Source organism: Kitasatospora brasiliensis, assembly GCF_032654805.1.
GTDB lineage: Bacteria > Actinomycetota > Actinomycetes > Streptomycetales > Streptomycetaceae > Kitasatospora > Kitasatospora brasiliensis.
Window position 1 is genome coordinate 107,200 of sequence record NZ_JAUOOW010000007.1, and the last position, 19,264, is coordinate 126,463.

The following is a 19,264-nucleotide window of genomic DNA, read 5'->3' on the forward strand; positions in this document are numbered from 1 at the left end:
GGGGTGTTGGGGCGCGGTACGGTGCGCGCATGCATACACGTGTGACGGGCATCGCGGTGCGGGACGGCCAGATGCTGCTGCTGAACCAGGACACCGAGGGGCCACGGACGTGGTCCCTGCCCGGTGGGAAGGCCGAGGACGGCGAGACGCTGGCCCAGGCCCTGCGCCGGGAGATGCGCGAGGAGACCGGGCTCGACGTCGAGGTCGGCCGCCTGTTGTACGTCTGCGACGTCACCGCCGCCGGCGTCGTGCACATCTCGTTCGAGGTCGAGGTGACCGGCGGCCGGATCGGCGACGTCATGGACGGTGCTGACACCCGGCCGATCCGCGGCGTGGAGTGGGTGAAGGTCGATGACCTTCCCGGTCACGGCTTCTCCGAGCGGTTCGTGGAACTGGCCAGGGCCGGCTGGCCGGGTGCCGGTTCGTACATGGGGCCGAAGTCGAATATCGGGCTATGACCTCGTGCCGGAGGGCCGGGTGAGCACGTACACCAGCCAGCGGTCCAGCTCGCCCGGCGTCCGGTCCGGATCGTCGATTTCACCGATCCAGCAGACGATCCGCTGCGCGATCTCCCAGGCGCCGAGTGCGTCGGCGGCGCACGCCTCCGGGCCGCGCACCAGACGCACCCCGACGCCGCGCGAGGAGCCGAGCAGGAAGCGTGACCGGCGTTCTTCGACCGTCTCGCTGTCGCCCGGGGTGTTCCAGGCGGAACCGAACAGGTACCGGCGGAGCGGAGCTTCGTCGCCGGTGTCCGGTCCGTCGGCGCACCAGATCTGGACGTTTCCCGTCAGGTGGTGGATCTGCCCGGCGCCCCTTCCGGGCTCCACCACCGGGGTGGTGTCTCCGAACGTGTAGCCGGTGTTGTGCCCGGGGCCAGCCATGGCGACCGCGGCGAGGGCCTCCTCTCGGGTCGGCAGTCGAGCACCGTGCCAGGCCGCGAGTGCGGCGGCGCCCAACCAGGTGACCCAGTAGGCGGGGTGGCGTTCGAACCCGGGGCTCGGCCTCCACCTTCGCCCCTGGTCCAGGTGAAGGCGGCCGCCGCGCTCGTGCGGCATTGGGTTGATCAGCAGGTGCGTGCCGTGCCGGGTGTTCTCCATGCCTGCTTCCAGCAGGGCGTTCAGCAGATCGGCCATCTCCAGGTTCGAGATCAGCAGATTGCGCCACGTCACCGGGCTGAGACCGCTTCGACGGTAGCCCACGCTCGGCAGCCGAGAGCCCGCTTGCGCCGGCGCCGCCGCTCGACGCCGGGCGCGTTCCTGGGGCTCACGCAGCTCGTACTCGTCGTCTCCGGCCAGCCAGTGGCTCGCGGTGTTCACGGTCGCCGCGTCCACGATCGCGGTGGCGCGGGCCAGGGCGGTGGCGACGTGGTGACGGACCAGCGCGGCACTGCTCGCCGGCAGTTCGGCGACCAGCTCGCTCTTCGGTCGACTGGTGTCGAAGTCCCCGCCGTCCCCGCGCTTCGGCATACCGGACGGCGCGGCCAGGGGGACGCCCAGGAATCGGGCGAGCCCGGAACGTACCTCCTCGGGCGCGGTGACGTGCCGCTCGTACTGCAGGTGGGCAAGGGCGCGACCGCATCCGGCGAGGTCCGCGCGCAACGCCTCGGCGAGCAGCAGGGCGTTGACGGCAATCATCCGGGCGAGCGCCACCGGCGGCTGCGGATCGTCCAGGGGCAGCAGCGGCGACCAGTCCCGCCATCGCGGCGTCCTGGCGGTGCGGGCCAGGCCGAGGTAGCGCTCCGCGTACACCCAGCGCTGCCACAAGCCGCCGCGCTCGAACGAGGACGCGATGCCGAGCGGTGCGCGGGTGAGGACCAGGACCGGGGACTCCGGCAGCAGCCCGGTGACCGACCTGGACGCGAAGAACAGATTGGTCTCCTTGACGGCGTGCCGCTCCGAGCCGTGGAGGTCGTGGAGTGCACAGGCCAGGTGGTGCCGGTTGAGTGCGGTCAGCTCGGAGTCCGGCCGCGGGTTCAGGGCCGACAGCGGGTGCGCCGCACCGAGCTGTTGCCGGAAGGGCTCGTTGTGCTGCTGCATCGAGGCTCGAAGCTGATCACTGACCCAGTTCGAGCCCACGCGTTCGAAGGCGCCGAGGATCAGCAGCGGTGCCCGGCCTGTACGGCCTGCGGCCTTCACGATCTGCGCCAGCATCGTGCCCTCCGCCGCGCCGCCCCCGCCGGACGAATCCGTCCGTGTCTCCTGGTCCACACGTCATCCCTTCCAATCGTGTGCCCCGGCGTTGCCGCCGCGGCCATGGCCTGCGCTTGGCCCCACAGAACGGACCATGAAGGTGCGCGCCGACCGAGACGTGTGGCGGCGAGGCACACCAGGCCGAGAGCGGGTCATGTCCACCGGCCGGTCGCCCTGGGGCGGAGAGGGTGAAGACCCTGGCGCAGACCTCGGCAAGACGTCACGAGGTCGCTGGGGCACAAGCGAATGAGAGGTGGCAATCCGCATCCGATTCGCTGCGGTGTGTCACCGCCATCAGGGTCCCGCCTTCCCCTCGCGCCGTCAAGCACGTGATTGGCAAAATGCCAATTCTCTTGCCGCGCATGTGCGGTGCACAGGCTCCCGCTAAGCTGACGGAACGACAGACTCCCTTGGACCACGGCTTCTCGGAGGGATCGATGGCGCCAGCCGTCCCGCAGCAACCCCTCGCCGCACGCAGCAAGTTCGGTGCCGATCTCCGACGTCGACGCGAAGCCGCCGGCTGGACGGCCGAAGAGGTCGGCAGCCGGATCGGGTGCAGCACTTCCAAGATCACGCGGGTCGAGACCGGCAAACGCAGCGCCACCCCGGCCGACTTCGAGGCCCTCATGGACCTCTTCGAGGTCTCCGAGCCAGACAGGGAGCACCTGGAGGCGCTCTTCCGTCGAGGACGCACACGCACGGCCATGTGGTGGGACACCTACGCGGACGTCCTCAGCAGCAGGTACACGGAGTTCATCTCCTACGAGCACGAGGCCTTCTCCGCGACCGAGTACCAGATCGCGTACATACCCGCCCTGCTACAGACCGAGGCCTACGCCCGCGCCGTCACCGAAGTCGGCTTCGCGGCGCTCGGCCCGGACCAGGTCGACAGTCTGGTCGAGGTCAAGAACATGAGGCAGCGTCGCCTGCGCGACGAAGTCCCATTGCGCTTGACGGCCGTCATCAGCCAGGCGGCGCTGGAGTTCGAAGTGGGAGGGCCGGCGGTCCAGGCCGCGCAGCTCCGCCATCTCCAGGACGTCTGCCGTCTGGAGACCGTGGACCTTCGAGTCGTTCCGTTCGACCGCGGAGCCGAAGGCGCGTTGACCGGAGCGTTCACCCTGTTCCAGGGCGGCGGCCAGGACGCACCGGACACCGCCTTCGCCGAGGCTGTCACGGGGACGATCGTGGTCGACGACGCGCTCGGACTTCGGCGTCTTGCCCGCCTCCACTCCTACCTCCTGCGCGCCGCCCTCGGCCCCCAGGATTCGCTGGCACTCATCGAGCAGACCGAGAGAAGACTGACCGCATCATGATCGAAACGAATCGCCTCTACGCCGCACCGCTCGACAACGTGCGCTGGCACAGGAGCAGTTACACCGCGAACAACGGCAACTGCGTCGAGGTGGCGGCCGTCCCGGACTTGCCGGCCGTCGCCATCCGCGACTCGAAGAACCCGGAGATCCCGGCGCTCCGGTCCGATGCCGGTCAGGTGCGGTCGTTCATCCGCGCCCTCGCGGCCGATGCCTTGGTCGAAGCGTGACGACGGACGCGCCGGTCGCCAAGGCCGACCTCTACGCACTCGACCTCCGCACGGCCCGGTGGATGGCGGCCCCGGGCAGCGATCCCTCGGACCGTCTGGAGGTCGCGTACCTTCCGGGCGGCGCCGCCGCACTACGGCACTCGGCCACGGGGAAGGTGCTCTTCTTCACCTCGGCGGAGTGGATCGCCTTCGTTCGAGGATGCCAGGACGGCGAGTTCGAGCCGGACATCGACGAGGCCGAGCACCAGGCCGTCCGGCGCTGAGGTTGACGCCGGGTCCATCGCGGCAATGCACGGAACCGCTGGTTCCCAGTCCAGGAAAGAGAACGTCCCCGGGATGGGGACAACACGCTTGTCCCCATCCCGGGGCTGAGGGGGCCGATATGGCGGCACGACCCAACACGCTGCACCCGGAGCGTTCGCCCGAGGAATGGCTGGGCAACGAGATCCGGCAGTGGCGCACGCTGAGGGGCTACGGACAGGACGAGCTCGGCGAACGGGCACACCTCAGCGGCGATCTGATCGGCAAGATGGAACGCGGTGAGCGCAAGTGCCTGCGGCATCACACCGAAGCACTCGACGTCGCTCTGGACACCGGCGGAGCGCTCACGCGCAGCCTGGTGCTGGTGTACATGCGGGTGGACCTCCATAGCGGAGACGACGCCGCCGTCACGACGACGAAGGCACCCGGCCCGCACCCCTCAACCGCCCCCTTGGACTCCTCCGCCCCCGACGTGGCCCCGACGATCCCCATCACCCCGGAACCAGGTACGACAGTGCGCTCGGGCGACGTGGCCCACGTACGATCCGCAGCCGCGGTCCTGCGCAGCTGGGACAACCTGCACGGCGGAGGCGGGCTCGTACGGGAGACGGCCGTCGCGCAGCTCCGGTGGGCCGAGGCTCTCACCTCGGCGCCGTGCAGCAGCGCGTTGCGTCCGGAGTTGCTCACCGCGGCAAGCCGTCTCGCCTCGGCCGCCGGCGCCGTTCTGCTCGACGCCGGGGAGTTCGCCGAGGCCGGCCGGCGCCTTCGATGGGCGACCGACCTCGCGGAGGAAGCGGGCGACTGGTCCGCACGTGCGGTCTCGTACAACCTGCGCTCCCGGCTCGCCACTTGGTGCGAGCACTACGACGACGGCGTGACTCTGGCCGAGTTGGGCCTCGTTCGGTCCGACCGGCTCTCCCCGGCCGAGCGGGCCATGCTGCACAACGCCGCGGCGCGAGGGCACGCCAGGTTGGGCAACCGCCAAGCGGCGCTGACGGCCATCGGACGGTCCGACGAAGCGTACGCCCAGCTCCAGACCGGCGAGGAGTCGCGCTGGATGACCTACTACGACGAAGCCCAGCACCACGGCGACACCGGTCACGCCGTCTACGACCTCGCGCTCGCGGGCCACGCCGTCGACGATGCGCTCGGCCGGCTCAGGACCGCCGTCGACGGGCACGCCCAACCTTTCGCCCGGTCCAGGACGTTCAGCCGCACCAAGCTCGCCGGGCTGCTGCTGATCATGGGGAACCCCGACTCCGCGCTTCCAGAGGCCGAGCGGGCCGTGGCCGAGATCGCCCAGCTCCGTTCGCACCGAGCTGTGCGGGACCTCCAGGACCTGGCGAAGCTTGCACGTCGGTACGAACAGCACGCCAGGCTCGAAGGCCTGCGTATCCAGATCGCCGCTACGGTAGGTGAGTGACCACTGCCAGCGGCTCCCACGCCGTCCTGCTCAGCGCATGTGCCGACGCCGGTCTGTCCGCCGACGGTGCCGAGCTGATCAGACTGGGTGAGAACGCCCTGTGGCGTCTTCCTGACGGTGTGGTGGCCCGCGTCGCCCGGCCCGGCCAGTGGTCCGCGGCGGTGCAGGAGATCGCGATAGCCCGCTGGCTCCACGAGTGCGGCCTGCCGGTCGTCCGTCCGCTGGAGATGTTCTCCACTCCGGCCCTCGTTGGCAACCGGCCTGTCACCTTCTGGCACGAACTGCCGCCCCACCGACCGGGCACAGGCGCCGACATGGCGCCCCTCCTCCGCCGGTTGCACGAGCTGCCGGTGCCCGGGCACATCGACCTCGGCCTCCTCGATCCGCTCGTCCGGCTCGCCGAACGGATCGACGAAGCCGTCACCCTCGACGAGCACCAGCGGCACTGGCTGCGGGGGTACCTGGCCGACCTTCAGACCGCATGGGACGAGCTCCCCGCCGGACGGCCGCTCTGCGTGGTCCACGGAGACGCCTGGGGCGGCAACACCGCGGTCACCCCGACCACCACGTACCTGCTCGACTTCGAGCGCTCCTCCCGAGGACGGCGAGAGTACGACCTCGCGACGATGGCGGCCGGCTTCACGAGCTTCGGCAGCGTGACGGCGAAGCAGTACCAGGCGATCTGCACCGCCTACGGTGCCGACGTCACGGAGTGGCCGAGCTATCCGGTCCTGCGCAACATCCGCGAGCTGCGCGTTACCTGCTTCGCCCTCCAGCTCGCCGCGGCCGACCCCGCGCGGCATCGCGCCGAGGCCCACTACCGCCTCGCCTGTATCCAAGGCCGGGAAGGCGGCCGGCCTTGGGGCTGGACTGCCATCTGACCCCGTAGCCATCTGGGCCGGGCTCCGGCCGCACCACATCGGCCGCTTCGCCGGCGCGGCTCAAGCTGCACCTCACCAGTCGCTGTTCGGACAGGTCTTCGAGGCTGCCCGGCTCCGTCGATGGGGACAACTGGGCCACGCCGGGGTTGTCCCCATCGCCCCCCTCCCGCTCACACCGTCCCCTTGGCCACTCTGAACGTGTTGGAGACGCCGCCCCGGCGATCCCTCGGGTCCCAGCCGATCCTCTCGCGCTCCGACCCCACCTCCCCCGCGTTCGTTCTGGCCAAGGAGGCTCACGTGTTGCGCCATCCGCAGTTCCTGAAGGACTTGGTCACCGGCACCGCCGGCGCCCTCGCCGCCATCCACGTCAGCCCCGAGGGGCTGGTCCTCGGCTGCTCGCCCGGGGTCGACGAAGACGACGCCGACCGCTGGTCGGCCGTGATGGCGGCGCTGCACGCCGTGAGCAACCGCAGCACCGAGATCATCGGGCTCAGCACCGCCGAGCGGGGCCTCTGGGGCCACAGCGTGATCGAGGACCGGTCCGGCCGCACGCTGATTCTCGTCGGCGCCAACGACGGCTCGATGCTCGCCACGGTGTGCGGGAAGAACGCCCAGCTGGGTGACATCGCCGCCCGGCTCGTCGAACTGGCGGACAGCACCGTCGCCGTGGGGGCTGCGGCGTGAACGCGATCTCGACCAAGGCCCCGACCCGCCCGCGGCGCCCGTTGCCGCTGCCCGATGTCCTCGGCACCGTGCACATCCCCGACCCGCTCAGCCCCGGCATGGCCGGACTGGCCTCCTACCTCACCCGCCGACAGGCCCGGGTCACGATCTCCCCCGTGCAGGCGAGCCTTCGTCCCGAGCTGGTCGAGCGGCTTCAGCGTCGCGGGGCCGCACTCCGAGCGGCCGCCCCCGGTACGGCCTCGCTGATCTGGGGCGGCGACAACACCGTGACCCACGACCTCACCAGCCACATCGCCGGCCGCGGCCTGCCCATGATGGGCTACGCGCGGGCCGTCGAGCTGCTGGCCGGCACGGCACCGATCACGGTCGCCGTCGCCGGCAGCCACTCGACCACCATGGCTGCCGCCGCGCTCACCTGTGCGCTCGTCAGCCGCGATGCCGGGTGGATCCTCGCCGAGGCTCCGAAGGGGGACTCCGCGGGCTACGACGGTGGCGGGGAGGTCCTGGTGGTGGACCTCTGCCCGGACGGCTCCAGCCACGAGACCTCGCCGCCCGGTTGGCGGTTCCGCACCCTCGGTGACGGGCTGAGCCCGACGGTCACGCTGATCACCGCCGTGGATGCGGCGCCGCCGGCCTTCTGGAACCAGGCGGAGGCGCTGGACCAGATGGAGGCCCTCGCCAGGCACAGCGACACCGTGGTGGTGTGGGTCGCCCAGCCGGGGTGCCAGGAGCTCGCGGACCGGCTGCACCGGCGCCCCGGGCCGAGGGTGGTGACCGTAGGCCGTGGCACGGACATGGACGTGCAGGTCCTCGGGACGTTCTGGACCGGGGACCACCACCGCGTCACCGTCCAGGCCGGCGGCGAGCGGCACACGTTCACCGTGCCGGTCACCGGGACGAACAACGCCATGGCCGTCGCGGCGGCGTGGGCCGCGGGCTGGGCCCTCGGTGTTCCCGGCCACGAACTGGTGGACGGGCTGAGCGCGTTCGCGGGCGTCGAACGGTCGCTGACCCGGCTCGGCTCGAACGGCGGCGTCGACGTCGTCGAGTCCAGGGCTGTGCACCCGGGGGAGATCGCTGCCGACCTCCAGGGCGCCCGGATGCTCACCGAGGGCGCGGTGGTGGCGGTGTACGAGCCCTCCGGGCACCTGCGGTCGAACGCCCTCGCCAGTCTGATCGCCGAGGCCCTGGGCGCCGCCGACCGGACCGTACTGCTTCCCGTCCACTCGACGTTCCCCCGCGGTCAGAACCACGCCGACGGCGGCGAATCCATCCTCAACGTCTGCTCCACCGGCACGGTGATCCGCTTCGAGCCCGACCTGCACCGGCAGGGCTCCTCGGCCCTCGTGGCCTCCCTCGTGCAGCAGGGCGACCTCATCCTGACCATCGGTTCCCAGGCCGCCCGGCGGATCGGGCCCTCCTTGCTGGCCGCCCTCGACCGGCCGAAGCCCGCCCGATAGCCCACACCCCCACCCCATCACGACCCCGCTCCTGTTGGAGGTCCCCCATGCCCTCGCCCGTTCCCGTCAAGCCCGATCTCTCCGACACCGACGTCCTCCTCCTGCAACAGGTGGCCCGCGGCGCCCTGCACGGCGCAACCAGCCGCGCCACCGGTATCGAGGAGCCCAAGGTCGGCGCCGCCGTCCTCGCTCTGCTGACGAAGGTCGATGCGACGTCGCGCTCCCACGCCTCCGCCTTGGGCGCGGCCTGGGGCCTAGTGACGGACGTGCACGTGATGAACCCCACCGGCAAGCCGCTACCGGCGCAACACGTCGAGATCCTCGCCGGCCTGGTGGCCGGCGAGGACGCAGCCACCATCGCGCAGCGGCTGCGGCTGACCGTGAACACGGTGAAGACGTACATCCAGATGATCCTGCGGGCCCTCGGGGTTCGGTCGAGGGAGCAGGCGAGCGCGGCGGCCGTGCTGGCCGACCTGGTGCCGCTGCGGGCCTTGGGTGCCGGTTGGCCCGACGTGAGGCTCAGCGAGTTCCGGCAATCGGCGGAGGCGCGCTGATGCCGCGCCGCATCCGGCAGGCCGGAGATCCCAGCGTGCTGCTGATTCCCATGCTTGGGGGGATCCGCTGATGCGGACGAAGGTGCCGCCCATGGCGCTCACCGCGCGGCAGGTCGCGGTGTTGGACAGGGCCGGCCTCGGCATGACGAACGCGGAGATCGGCGCGGCGATGAACCTGGGTGTCGACACTGTCAAGGGCTACCTGCGCCAGGTGTACGACCGGTTGAAGACCACGAACCGGGTTCACGCCTTCGTGCGGGCATGGCAGTCCGGTCTGCTCCCCCGTTCGGCCTCGGTGGGTGTTGCTCCGGTGCTGTCGGACGAGCAGAAGTTGATCCTGCGGATCTGGGGGCAGGGTGGGAATCGCCGTGACGTCGCCCGCGCGCTGGAGGTCCGGGAGAGCGTGGCAGAGCTCTACGAGGACGCCGTGCTCGACGCGCTCGGTACCCACAAACGCGTTGTCGCCGTCCGCCGGGGGCTTGAACACCAGCTGATCGATCCGGCCGGGGACACCCTGGCCGACCTCACCACACCCATGGCGGCCGATTCGGGCCAGGGCCGCGCCCTGCACCACCGAACGAGGGGAGGGACCAGTGCATCCGAACCCGTAGACGAAGCGCACGCTGAACCCGAACACCCTGATCCGCTGGGACGCTCGGTCGCGATGCTGCGCTCCGCGCAGGGCCTGGCCATGCACCTCGGCGTGCTGGCCGGCCTACCGGACGTGCCGTCGCTGGCGGCAATCCTGGCCGGGGCCCCGCCCCGCGGGACAGCGCCGGCCGTCGTGCGGCTGGTGCACCAGGCGCTGGCCCTCGGCGTTCCGTGCGCACTGGTGCTCCCCACGGTGGCGGTCGATGCCAACCGTGCCGTCGAGGCGGTTGGTCTGGGAGCGGCCTGGTCGTGCGCGGTCCGCCAGGGACCGTACGACCGCGGCACCGCCGCCTATCTGGAAGCGGCTCACCTGCTCGGGGCCCCGCTCGACGAGCTGCTGGTCGTGTGCACCGCCGACCAGGCGCCCGTGGTGGGAGAAGCCGGGGTCCGCCGGATCCTGACGACCCCGAGCATCGTGCCGGACACCGGGCCTCGGCGTGCCCCGAGGCCCGAGTTGAACGCGCTGGAGCGCCGGATCGCCGAACTGGCCGCCCAGGGGCTGGGCGTCACCGAGATCGGCGACCACGTCCATACCGGGGAGTACCTGGTCCGGACTCGCCTGGCCAACCTACGCCGGCGCGTTGGTGCCGTGGACGACGCGCACCTGGTCGTCCGCCTGATCACGGCCGAGGCAATCGACACCGAGCGGCTGCGCGCCGATCTACCCGGATCCGTCCCCGAGCTGGACCAGGCGGGGCGAGCCGTGGCGGCGCTGATCTGCACCGGGACGCTGAGCGAGGCCGGGGCGAACGCCGTCGGCCTGAACCTGCGTACGGCCCGCACGGTCGAAGGACGAGTCGTCCGTACGCTCTCCCGGCGCGGCAGCCGCACCCATGCTGCGGCCGTCGCCGTGCTCACCGGGATCGTCACCCTGCCCCCGCCGAACCACATCCCCTACTTGGAGCCGATCTGCCCGGTGGCGTGAACCCGGCTGCAAGGACGGGTCTCTCCCGGCCGCCGTCCCGGCCCGCCGCAGCCGGGGCCGTGCGGCTGCTGGAGCAGCCCGTCGCGCGCACCCGCTCCCACCCCTGACCTCCCACCACTCCACCAACGCCAGGATTTCGCATGCCCGTTCCTCTTCCGATCGAGGGCTACGCCCCGATCGGCAACGGCCGCTCGACCGCCCTCGTCGACCTCCACGGCGCGATCCCGTGGCTGTGCCTGCCGGAGTTCGACTCGCCGGCGGTGTTCACCGCGCTCCTCGGCGACCGGCGCCACGGCTACTGGTCGCTCTCCCCCACCTCCGCTCAGCCCCTCCCCGTCACCCGCCGCGCCTACCGCCGCGGCGGCCTCGTCCTGGACCAGGTCTGGGAGCTACCCGAGGGGACCTTGCAGGTCACCGAGTTCATGCCCACATCCGGTGCCGAGCGGCCCGCCCAGGTGATCCGGATCGCCCGGTGTCTGCGCGGCCGGGTGAGCATCACCTCCCGCATCGTCGTCGCGCCCGGCTACGGCCGCACCCACGCCGTCCTGCGCGAGATCACCAGCCCCGACGGCGTGCGACGCTTCGCCGCCAAGCACGAGGGCACCACCTTGTGGCTGGACGGTCCCGACCATCGGCCCCGGCGACGTGGAGCCGCGGTCGCCGAAACCGTCCTGACCGCGGGACAGGAGGCCACGTACGCCCTGACCTGGCAGGAGTCCGACGCCCCCGTCCCGCCCGTACCGGGCGCCGGCCAGGCACTCGCTGAAACGCAGCGGGAGTGGGCCAGCTGGAGCGCCAACGTCACCTACGCCGGGCACTATCGCGACGCCGTCGTCGGTTCCGTGGCCGTCCTCGGCTCCCTCGTCCACCGCCCGACCGGCGCGGTCATCGCCGCGCCCACCACCTCGCTGCCCGAGGAGATCGGCGGGGAACGCAACTGGGACTACCGCTACCCGTGGCTGCGCGACTCCGCGCTCACTGTCCGGGAGCTGGTGCGCGCCGGGCACTTCCTGGAGCAAGCGCGTGCCTGGCGGACGTGGCTGGTCGACACGATCGGCGACCCGCTCACCGCGCGAATCATGTACCGACTCGACGGCAGCAGCGAGCTCACCGAGACCGTCCTGGACCACCTGCCCGGGTACCAGGGCTCACGCCCGGTACGGATCGGCAACTGCGCGGCCGGCCAGCGCCAGCTCGACGTTTTCGGGTACGTCGCGGACGCCCTGCTGACCGCCGAGGACGCCGGCCTCGAACCCGATCCCGCAGCCGACGCGCTGCTGCTCGGGCTGGCCGAACTCGTCGTCGCCACCGCGCACAAGCCGGACCGGGGAATCTGGGAAATCCGCGGGCCCGAGCGCCACTTCACCCACTCCAAGATCATGGCGTGGGTCGCGATCGACCGGACCGTCCGGCTCCTGGAGCGCCGCCCGGACCACGATCGGGCCACCCTGGCCCGCCTGCGCGCGGTCGCGGCACTCTTTCACAGCACCGTCCTCGCCCGAGGCTACGACGAGGAGCGCAACACCTTCACCCAGTCCTACGGCAGCCGTGAGCTGGACGCCTCCCTGCTGCTCCTGCCGCAGGCCGGCTTCCTGCCGCCCGACGACAAACGGGTGATCGGCACCGTCGAGGCCGTCCAACGCGAACTCGCCACCTACGACGGCCTCGTGCTGCGCTACCGCACCCACCAGGACGCCGACGCCAACGTGGACGGCCTCGCCGGCGAGGAGGGCGCGTTCTTCGCGTGCTCCTTCTGGATGGTCACCGCGCTCGCCCTGATCGGTCGCACCGACGAGGCCCGCGAGCGCATGGACGCGCTGCTCGCCCTGCGCAACGACATCGGTATCCTCGCCGAGGAGTACGACCCCGCCACCGGCCGCCAGCTCGGCAACACGCCGCAGGGGCTGAGCCACCTGGCACTGGTCAACGCCGCCGTTGCTCTCGGAGCACCGCCCAGCCCTGGCCGTCCGAGCCCCCGGACCGGCGCCGTTGCCTCGTTCTGACGACCGTCCCATGCCGACCGTTTCCAACCACATCGACGGCGCCCAGGTCCGCCACGCCGTCCAGGCCGGCCAGGTCGGCGCCATCTAGTTCCACCCCGGCGTACAGGACCGGCCGATTCCTCGACAACTCGCTTCGACGCCCAGGGTGTTCACTGACCGAGAGCACGACGTCGCCGCTCTGGACGGGCTGGTCGCCGACCTGCCCGAGGGCACCGCCCCGGTGATCGTGATTACCGGATCCGGCGGGGCCGGCAAAAGTGCCTTGGTCTCGCGCTGGGGCTGCCGACACGCCGATCGCTACCCCGGACGGGCAACTCCTCGTCCAGCTTCGCACGGGAGACGTCGGCGGCTCAGCACCCGCTGTCGAGACCGCCCGTTCCCTGCTCCGTGGGCTCGGAGACCGTGACGTGGATCAACTCCCCTGGAAGGAAACGGACTTGCGGGCACTGTGGCGGTCCATCGCCGCCACCCGGCGGCTGCTGGTGGTGTTGGAAGACGCCGCCACCGCCGACCAAGTGGTGGTGCCTCTGATCCCCGCCACCAGTACGTGCCTGGTCGTCGTCACCAGCCGCTCGCCGCTGCCCGCACTCGCCGCTCTCGGCGCTCACCATCACCAGCTGGGCCTGCTCGCGCCCGTCCATGCCGTCCAGCTGCTCGGCCGGATCCTCGGCGAGGGCCGGGTGCGCGCCGCCGCCAGTCTGGAGCAGACCGACCTTCAGGACGGCTACCCGTACTTCCGGCTCCTGCACGCCGGCTCCGCGCCGGGCCGCAGCCCGAAGAACCTGGTCTTCGCCTCGTCCACCAAGCCGGACATCCGCTTCCTCAGCGCCGTCGACAACGACATCGAGGTTGTCCAGGGCCTCGACGAGGTTCTCTACTACGACCGGCCGACCGGACCCGACGGCCTGCGCTGGCACGAGCTGCTGCAATGGTGGCAGGACGCCACCGGCACAACCGACGACGACGACGCCAAAGCAACCCTCTACAACCGCCTGATGGCCTGCCAGCCCGACGAGAACAACTCCCCGCAGATCCACCTCTTCCGCCTCTATCACAGGATCCACGGCCGGCACATCCCGCACCTGCCCGCCCTGCTTCCGGAAGTCTGGCTGCACTGGGACCCCAGGACCGTCCGCCAACGCGGTGTGGACGCCCTGCACGCCACCGGATGGACTTCCTCATGCTCCTACCCAACGGCCGGCGAGTGGTCCTGGAGGTCGACGGCCGCCACCACTACGCCGAAGCAAGCGCCTACGCCGACACCGTGAGCTCGGACCGAGACCTCAAGCTCCGCGGCTACGACGTCTTCCGCTTCGGATCCACCGAGCTGAGTAACCTCAACCGGGCACACCCCCTTCTCCAGCGGTTCTTCGCCGACCTGTTCGACCGCTGCGGGGTGCCCCTCCCGGACAACGCACAGCCCTGACTACCAGGCACACCCACCCTGCCTCGCACACCCCGCCTGACCAGCCACAACGCCACCAGGGCCTCGCAATCACGCGTGGGCTCAACGGCCCACTCGAACAGCAAAACGGCCGGTCAACCCGACATAGTGTCGGATTGACCGGCTGCATTGGGTCGGTTGACGACCTTCCCGGCGGGGTGTTGGTCGGCGGGAGGTTCCTCGTAGGCTGTGCGGGTGGAGCGAGCGGAAGCGACTTCGTTTCGGGCGGTGATCTTCGACTTCTTCGGCGTCCTGACGTCGAACATGGTCGAGGTCATCACGTGGTTCGAGAACCGGGAGAAGATCCCCCAGGGAACGTTCCTGCGCGCCTGGGCCGATCCTCGCGGTCAGGACTTGTTCCGGCGCCTCGAACTCGGCCAGATCCGCCAGGAGGACTGGAACACCGGCTTCGCAGCCCTGATGGGTGTGACATCGGACAACCTCCTCGACCGATACCTCCACGACGCCTTCCCCGCCTACCTGGTCCTCCAGGCCGCACGAGAAGCCCGGGCAGCCGGTGTACGGACCGCAGTACTGTCCAACAGCCTCGGTCGACAGCCCTACGACCCGTACGCCGGCTTCGATCTGCACGGCACCTTCGACGCGGTGGTGCTGTCGGCGGACCACGGCGTTCGCAAGCCCGAACCTGCGGCCTTCCGGCTGGTGCTGGAGCGTCTCGGCGTCAGTGCCGAGGACTGCCTGTTCGTGGACGACAGCGAGGAGAACCTCGCCGCCGCTCGCAGGTTCGGCCTTACCCCCTTGCTCGGGCTGGACGAGGAGGTTGTCGCCCGGCAACTACGCGAGCTTCTGCACCTGCCCAGCGTCTAGAAAGTCGCGGACCCCGGCATAGGCTCGGTGCGGAGCCAGCTTCTCGCGCAGGCCCCGCAGCTGAGAGGCCGACCGGGCAGAGTCGACCGACCCGAGGCAGGCCGCCGCGTGCCGTCCCGTGGCCACGGCTGCGTCCAAGTCGTGCAGGGCGAGGTGCGCCTCCGCAGCACGGGAGAGGTAGATGGCGTGGCTGCGGGGGTATTGCTCGTCACCCGGATATGCCTGCATGCCGGCTTCGAAGCACCGCAAGGCCTCGGCGGGATCTCCCAGATCCAGGGCGGACGAGCCGGCGATCATCTCGACCTCGCCGTAGTCCACCCAGTAGAGGAAGTTGGGATCGCCCTCCCGCCGGCCCTTGTCCAGCGCCGCGCGGGCGAGGTGGAGTTCGCGCTTCGTTTCCTCCTTCGCCCCGTCCTTCGACCACGCCCGGGCGGCGCGGGCGGCGAGCATCGCCTCCATCCGGGGGGTGCTTCTGCCGCGTACCTGGGACCTGGCCGTGTCGACGAAGGACACCGCCCGGTTGGCCAGGCCCGGAGAGGAATAGCACTGAATGGCGGCGAAGGACAGCGTGTAGGCGCCGGCGACCGCGTCACCGCACTCCGCCGAGGCCCGCAAGGACGCGTCGAAGTAGGACTGGGCTACGCCGAAGCGGCCTTGGTCGAAGGCCGACCAGCCAACCTGCCTGGCCGCCTCGGCGGCGATCGCATACATCCGTGACAGGTTGTCCCCCTGGTAGCGCCGGGACTTGATCGCTGCCACCGCCAAGGCGAGGTCGCTGCGCGCAGCCATGTAGACCTCGCCGCTCCCGAGCGCGTCGTCCACATGGCGCAGGTGGTCCAGCCGGCCCTCCAGACCCGCGATAAGGGAGGAACCGTCCACAGCCCTGGCCCGCGGTTCCAGGAGGGTGCAGCTGATGGCGGTGGCCCAGTTGTTTGTCGACGCCGACAGTGCGACACCGGCCGCTAGGAACCCTCTGCGATCCACTCGTCTCCCCTCCATCAGGCTCGTGAGAACCGCCAGTGTCGCCCCGGCTTGGTTCCAAGGAATGTCCGCAGGGGCGGCATCCGCAAGAGCAGCGGCGAACTTTCCGCCCGTCTTGAGGATTTGGTCGTAGGCGGTGGCGACCGGCTCGGTCACCCGGCGGTTGCCGTTCTCCACGTTGCGCAGGTACGGCACTCCGAATCCGCTCATGCGGGCGAATTCGGCCCAGCCCATGCCGGATACGCGGCGGGCTTCCCGCATATCGTCGCGCAGTTGATCGGGCATCGGGGCGCTCCTCGGAAGTGGGATCGCTTTTGGATCGCGCCACAGCATTGTCATCACGCCACTGACGGTGTGTGCTCGATTCTGCACAGATCGCAGTCGCGCTCGCGGGTCGGACGCCCGCGGATCTCTGCGCCACAGCCTGCCAGAGGTCTCCGAAATGCCCAACCCGCCGACAGACGCGGCCCCTGAACCGGCCCTCCGTTCGACACTGCCCCACGCCACCTCGCGCGGCTGAGCGCCGCCCGCCCCAAGGAGTCATGATGGATCCGAGCTCCGTTCCGATCCCGCCCGGAACGTTTCGCATCGCGAAGACCTTCGCCTTCGAGGCCGGCCACCGGCTCCCCGGACTGCCTGTCGAACACAAGTGCTCGCGCCAGCACGGCCACAGCTACGAGGTCCAGGTCGAGCTGACCGTGTCCGCTGTGGGACTTGAAGCGCCGGGCTTCGTCACGGACTTCGGTGCGCTGGCGCCGTTCAAGCGCTTCCTCGACTCCGAGCTGGACCACCACAACCTGCACGAGGTTCTCTCGTTCGAACCGACCTCCGAGCTCCTGGCGCAGTTCCTGGCCGGCTGGTTCATCCTGAACGTCCAGCCCGGGATTCCCGGGCGCCTGGCCGCCGTCCGGGTACGCGAGACGGAGAGCAGCTGGGCCCGGTTCGAGGTGGCCGCGCCGTGAGCGGGCGGTCGCTGCCCAGCCTGGCCCCGGCCGACGTCACGCTGCTGGTCGCGGAGCGATTCGGCGTCGAGGTGCCCACGTTCCAGGGGGAGGGGCCCAGTACCGGTCACCCGGCTCTTTTCATCCGGTTGTCGCGGTGCAACCTGACCTGTACGAAGTGCGACACGAAGGAGACGTGGGACTGGGGCCAGTACGACCCGCGTGAGGTATCCACGAAGCAGACGGTGGCGGACCTGGCGCAGTGGGCCGCGTCCTCTCCCGTCGAGCTGATGGTGATCACCGGCGGCGAACCGCTGATCCAGCAGCGCCAGTTGGCCGTCCTGGTGCCGCTGCTGCTGTCGGCCGCCAAGCGGGTGGAGTTCGAGACCAACGGCACCCTGATCCCCGAGCCGGCGCTACTGGTCGACGGCGTCCGGTTCAACGTCTCCCCGAAGCTGGCGAGCTTCGGGGCTGACGAGGCGCGCAGCATCGTGCCGCAGACGTTGGAGGCCTTCGCCGCGGGCGGTTGCGCGGTGTTCAAGTTCGTCGCCTCGTCGGCGGTGGATCTCGACCGGATCGCCGCCGTGGCTGACGCGCACCGGCTCGCGCCGGTGTGGGTGATCCCGGAGGGAACCACGATCGAGGCCGTCGTCACGACGACCCGAGCCATCGCGGACCAGGTCGCCGAGCGGGGCTGGCATCTGGGCACCCGCTTGCACATCCTCGCGTTCGAGAACGCCAAGGGCCGCTGACCCTCCCGCGAACCACCCCCCTACCTCCCTCTCCTGGAAGGAGAACGCTGTGACGAGTATTGCCGCCGCGGGCCGCGACCCGGCCGCCGGTCCGAAGTATCTGTCCTGGCCGGACATCGAGAAGCAGGTCGAGTCGATCGCCCGCGGGGTCGCGACGGACGGGTACCCTCAGGCCGTCGTCGGCGTGGTGCGCGGCGGGCTGGTGCCCGCCGTGATGGCCGCACACCGGCTCGGTGTCCGCGACGTGCGGGCGCTGGAGGTGACCCACACGGTCGACGACGCCGTCGACGCGGTGAAGACCGCCGGTCCGCAGATCCGCAATCCCGCGTCGCTGGGCGCTCTGCCGGGGCTCGACGTCCTGGTGGTCGAGGACGTGGCGGGCACCGGCGAGACGCTCGAAGCCGTCGCGGACCTGGTGCGGCAGGCCGGCGCCGCCCGGGTGCGCACCGCGGTGCTGGTGGTCAACGAGGCCAACTGGACCCGGGGCCGGCCGCCGGCCGAGACCGTGAACCACATCGGGGTGACGGTGCGAGGTTGGGTGGTCTTCCCCTGGGAGGGTGCCGCCGCCGGACCGGCCACCGGAGGGGAAGCAGCATGAAGATCGCTTTGTGCCTCCTGTCGTACCGGCCCGATCAGCCGTCGGGCATCGACCGGTCCGTCGGCGCGTTGGTTGAGGGCTTGCGGGCCTTGGGCCACACGCCGCTAGTCCTGGCGGCTGGCCCTCCCGGCGACCGGGAGCCGGGTCTGATCCGGTTGAAGAGCGTTGTCCTGCCGCACCCGGCGACCAACGCCGACGTGCTGTCCGCGCTGGCCGACCCGCGCCCCGTGGTCGAGGAGGTCGGCGGGATCCTGGCCGAGCACCAAGTGGACGCCGCCTGCTGGGGCGACACCCTGTGGGGCCTGGGCTACCTCGCCCCCGCACCGGATGGCGTGACGACAGCGCTCATGGTCCACAAGATCCGGCCCAGCGGCGAGGACCGGTGGCGGCGCGCCCTGGCGGCGGCCGACGTCGTCTGCCCCGCCAGCGACTACCTGGCGGACGGCGGCGCCGAAGCGGGCCTGGACACCAGCCGGTGGACGACCGTTCCGAACGCCCTGCACACCCTCATCCCGCCGACCTCGGCCGAGCGGCGGGAGCACCTGCGCGGGACGGGCCCGGTACGGATCGTCTCGCGCGCGGACCCTGCCAAGGGCCTGGCCGAGTTGATGGAGGCGCTGCCCGACACCTGGACCAGGCCCGTCGAGGTGGTCCTCGCGGAGGCCGGGTTCGAACTCCAACCCGGAGGGCAGCAGCGGACGCTGGCCGCGTGCCGCCGGGTGGAGGCCGCCCGCCCGGGCCTCGTGCGGATCCTGCCGCCGCTGGGCTGGAACGAGGTGCCCGGCTTCTTCGCGGGCGGCGCGGCCACCGTCATCTCCACCCGCGTGCCCGAGACGTTCTGTTTCACCGCGGCCGAGGCCCTGTCGGTCGGCACCCCGGTGGTGGGCTTCGACCTGGGAAACGTGCCGCGCCTGGCCGGACCGGCCGGCCGCACGGTGCCCCTGGATGCCGGCCCCGGCGCGCTGTGGGAGCTGCTGGCCAACCTGCTCGCCGACCCGGACGGCTACCGGAGGGCCGCCACCGCGGCGCCCGGCCGCATCGACCGCTTCACCCCCGAGAAGTCCGCCCGGGCCCTGCTCGACGCCTTGGGCCTGTAGCTCGCCCCCGACCTCCGGACCGCTTCGCCGCACGGGCGCACCGTGCGACCCC

General features: G+C 71.0%; 20 protein-coding genes. 18 read left to right on the forward strand and 2 right to left on the reverse strand.

Annotated features, from left to right (window positions below):
* The first annotated feature begins 29 nt into the window (after window positions 1–29).
* Window positions 30–458: an NUDIX domain-containing protein gene (locus QWJ13_RS26460; protein WP_316527544.1), complete on the forward strand. Its 429-nt coding sequence runs from the start codon at window positions 30–32 to the stop codon at window positions 456–458.
* On the opposite strand, the gene QWJ13_RS26465 is transcribed toward QWJ13_RS26460, so the two are convergent.
* The gene (locus QWJ13_RS26465) at window positions 453–2,207 is read right to left on the reverse strand and encodes an SUMF1/EgtB/PvdO family nonheme iron enzyme (protein ID WP_316527545.1); all 1,755 of its coding nucleotides are present in this window, start codon (window positions 2,205–2,207) and stop codon (window positions 453–455) included. The genes QWJ13_RS26460 and QWJ13_RS26465 overlap by 6 nt on opposite strands.
* A 392-nt stretch (window positions 2,208–2,599) precedes the next feature.
* Between QWJ13_RS26465 and QWJ13_RS26470 the strand changes: the two genes are divergently transcribed.
* The 13 genes from QWJ13_RS26470 to QWJ13_RS26530 all read left to right on the forward strand — a co-directional run bounded on the left by QWJ13_RS26470 (window position 2,600) and on the right by QWJ13_RS26530 (window position 14,843).
* Window positions 2,600–3,502: a helix-turn-helix domain-containing protein gene (locus QWJ13_RS26470; protein ID WP_316527546.1), complete on the forward strand. Its 903-nt coding sequence runs from the start codon at window positions 2,600–2,602 to the stop codon at window positions 3,500–3,502.
* Entirely contained in the window at window positions 3,499–3,729 is a 231-nt protein-coding gene (locus QWJ13_RS26475; protein WP_316527548.1) for a DUF397 domain-containing protein, read from the forward strand. The genes QWJ13_RS26470 and QWJ13_RS26475 overlap by 4 nt, the downstream gene beginning before the upstream one ends.
* A complete protein-coding gene (locus QWJ13_RS26480) occupies window positions 3,726–3,992 on the forward strand; it encodes a DUF397 domain-containing protein (protein WP_316527549.1) in 267 nt (88 codons plus the stop codon). The genes QWJ13_RS26475 and QWJ13_RS26480 overlap by 4 nt, the downstream gene beginning before the upstream one ends.
* A 119-nt stretch (window positions 3,993–4,111) precedes the next feature.
* Entirely contained in the window at window positions 4,112–5,413 is a 1,302-nt protein-coding gene (locus QWJ13_RS26485) for a helix-turn-helix domain-containing protein (RefSeq protein WP_316527550.1), read from the forward strand.
* Window positions 5,410–6,294: a phosphotransferase enzyme family protein gene (locus QWJ13_RS26490; RefSeq protein WP_316527552.1), complete on the forward strand. Its 885-nt coding sequence runs from the start codon at window positions 5,410–5,412 to the stop codon at window positions 6,292–6,294. The genes QWJ13_RS26485 and QWJ13_RS26490 overlap by 4 nt, the downstream gene beginning before the upstream one ends.
* 297 nt (window positions 6,295–6,591) lie before the next feature.
* On the forward strand, window positions 6,592–6,978 hold the full coding sequence (locus QWJ13_RS26495) for a roadblock/LC7 domain-containing protein (RefSeq protein ID WP_316527553.1): 387 nt from the start codon (window positions 6,592–6,594) through the stop codon (window positions 6,976–6,978).
* Window positions 6,975–8,438, forward strand: coding sequence for a Mur ligase domain-containing protein (locus QWJ13_RS26500; RefSeq protein ID WP_316527554.1), 1,464 nt, complete (start codon window positions 6,975–6,977; stop codon window positions 8,436–8,438). The genes QWJ13_RS26495 and QWJ13_RS26500 overlap by 4 nt, the downstream gene beginning before the upstream one ends.
* A 47-nt stretch (window positions 8,439–8,485) precedes the next feature.
* Window positions 8,486–8,992: a helix-turn-helix transcriptional regulator gene (locus QWJ13_RS26505; protein WP_316527555.1), complete on the forward strand. Its 507-nt coding sequence runs from the start codon at window positions 8,486–8,488 to the stop codon at window positions 8,990–8,992.
* A gap of 91 nt (window positions 8,993–9,083) precedes the next feature.
* Window positions 9,084–10,568: a helix-turn-helix domain-containing protein gene (locus QWJ13_RS26510; RefSeq protein ID WP_316527556.1), complete on the forward strand. Its 1,485-nt coding sequence runs from the start codon at window positions 9,084–9,086 to the stop codon at window positions 10,566–10,568.
* Window positions 10,569–10,708: 140 nt separating this feature from the next.
* A complete protein-coding gene (locus tag QWJ13_RS26515; RefSeq protein WP_316527557.1) occupies window positions 10,709–12,571 on the forward strand; it encodes a glycoside hydrolase family 15 protein in 1,863 nt (620 codons plus the stop codon).
* Between the two features lie 437 nt (window positions 12,572–13,008).
* Window positions 13,009–13,839, forward strand: coding sequence for a hypothetical protein (locus QWJ13_RS26520; RefSeq protein WP_316527558.1), 831 nt, complete (start codon window positions 13,009–13,011; stop codon window positions 13,837–13,839).
* The gene (locus tag QWJ13_RS26525; RefSeq protein ID WP_316527559.1) at window positions 13,836–13,997 is read left to right on the forward strand and encodes a hypothetical protein; all 162 of its coding nucleotides are present in this window, start codon (window positions 13,836–13,838) and stop codon (window positions 13,995–13,997) included. The genes QWJ13_RS26520 and QWJ13_RS26525 overlap by 4 nt, the downstream gene beginning before the upstream one ends.
* Window positions 13,998–14,210: 213 nt before the next feature.
* Window positions 14,211–14,843, forward strand: a complete 633-nt coding sequence (locus QWJ13_RS26530; RefSeq protein ID WP_316527560.1) for an HAD family hydrolase — start codon at window positions 14,211–14,213, stop codon at window positions 14,841–14,843.
* Here QWJ13_RS26530 and QWJ13_RS26535 read toward each other — a convergent pair.
* Window positions 14,811–16,109: a helix-turn-helix domain-containing protein gene (locus QWJ13_RS26535; protein ID WP_316527561.1), complete on the reverse strand. Its 1,299-nt coding sequence runs from the start codon at window positions 16,107–16,109 to the stop codon at window positions 14,811–14,813. The two genes, QWJ13_RS26530 and QWJ13_RS26535, sit on opposite strands and share 33 nt — an antisense overlap.
* A gap of 257 nt (window positions 16,110–16,366) precedes the next feature.
* Between QWJ13_RS26535 and QWJ13_RS26540 the strand changes: the two genes are divergently transcribed.
* From QWJ13_RS26540 to QWJ13_RS26555, 4 genes are read left to right on the forward strand one after another with little or no spacing between them, the layout of a single operon-like run.
* Window positions 16,367–16,786 (forward strand): 6-pyruvoyl trahydropterin synthase family protein, encoded by a 420-nt coding sequence (locus tag QWJ13_RS26540; RefSeq protein WP_316527563.1) that lies wholly within the window; start codon window positions 16,367–16,369, stop codon window positions 16,784–16,786.
* A complete protein-coding gene (locus QWJ13_RS26545) occupies window positions 16,783–17,517 on the forward strand; it encodes a 7-carboxy-7-deazaguanine synthase QueE (protein WP_316527564.1) in 735 nt (244 codons plus the stop codon). Before QWJ13_RS26540 ends, QWJ13_RS26545 begins: the two co-directional genes overlap by 4 nt.
* Window positions 17,518–17,566: 49 nt before the next feature.
* A complete protein-coding gene (locus tag QWJ13_RS26550; protein ID WP_316527565.1) occupies window positions 17,567–18,115 on the forward strand; it encodes a phosphoribosyltransferase in 549 nt (182 codons plus the stop codon).
* Window positions 18,112–19,212, forward strand: a complete 1,101-nt coding sequence (locus QWJ13_RS26555) for a glycosyltransferase family 4 protein (RefSeq protein WP_316527567.1) — start codon at window positions 18,112–18,114, stop codon at window positions 19,210–19,212. The genes QWJ13_RS26550 and QWJ13_RS26555 overlap by 4 nt, the downstream gene beginning before the upstream one ends.
* Window positions 19,213–19,264 lie beyond the last annotated feature (52 nt).

Coding starts and splice junctions, on each gene's coding strand:
- QWJ13_RS26460 (WP_316527544.1), top strand. CDS start 30: ATGCATACACGTGTGACGGGCATCGCGGTGCGGGACGGCCAGATGCTG.
- QWJ13_RS26475 (WP_316527548.1), top strand. CDS start 3,499: ATGATCGAAACGAATCGCCTCTACGCCGCACCGCTCGACAACGTGCGC.
- QWJ13_RS26485 (WP_316527550.1), top strand. CDS start 4,112: ATGGCGGCACGACCCAACACGCTGCACCCGGAGCGTTCGCCCGAGGAA.
- QWJ13_RS26505 (WP_316527555.1), top strand. CDS start 8,486: ATGCCCTCGCCCGTTCCCGTCAAGCCCGATCTCTCCGACACCGACGTC.
- QWJ13_RS26510 (WP_316527556.1), top strand. CDS start 9,084: ATGGCGCTCACCGCGCGGCAGGTCGCGGTGTTGGACAGGGCCGGCCTC.
- QWJ13_RS26515 (WP_316527557.1), top strand. CDS start 10,709: ATGCCCGTTCCTCTTCCGATCGAGGGCTACGCCCCGATCGGCAACGGC.
- QWJ13_RS26535 (WP_316527561.1), bottom strand. CDS start 16,109: ATGCCCGATCAACTGCGCGACGATATGCGGGAAGCCCGCCGCGTATCC.
- QWJ13_RS26540 (WP_316527563.1), top strand. CDS start 16,367: ATGATGGATCCGAGCTCCGTTCCGATCCCGCCCGGAACGTTTCGCATC.
- QWJ13_RS26555 (WP_316527567.1), top strand. CDS start 18,112: ATGAAGATCGCTTTGTGCCTCCTGTCGTACCGGCCCGATCAGCCGTCG.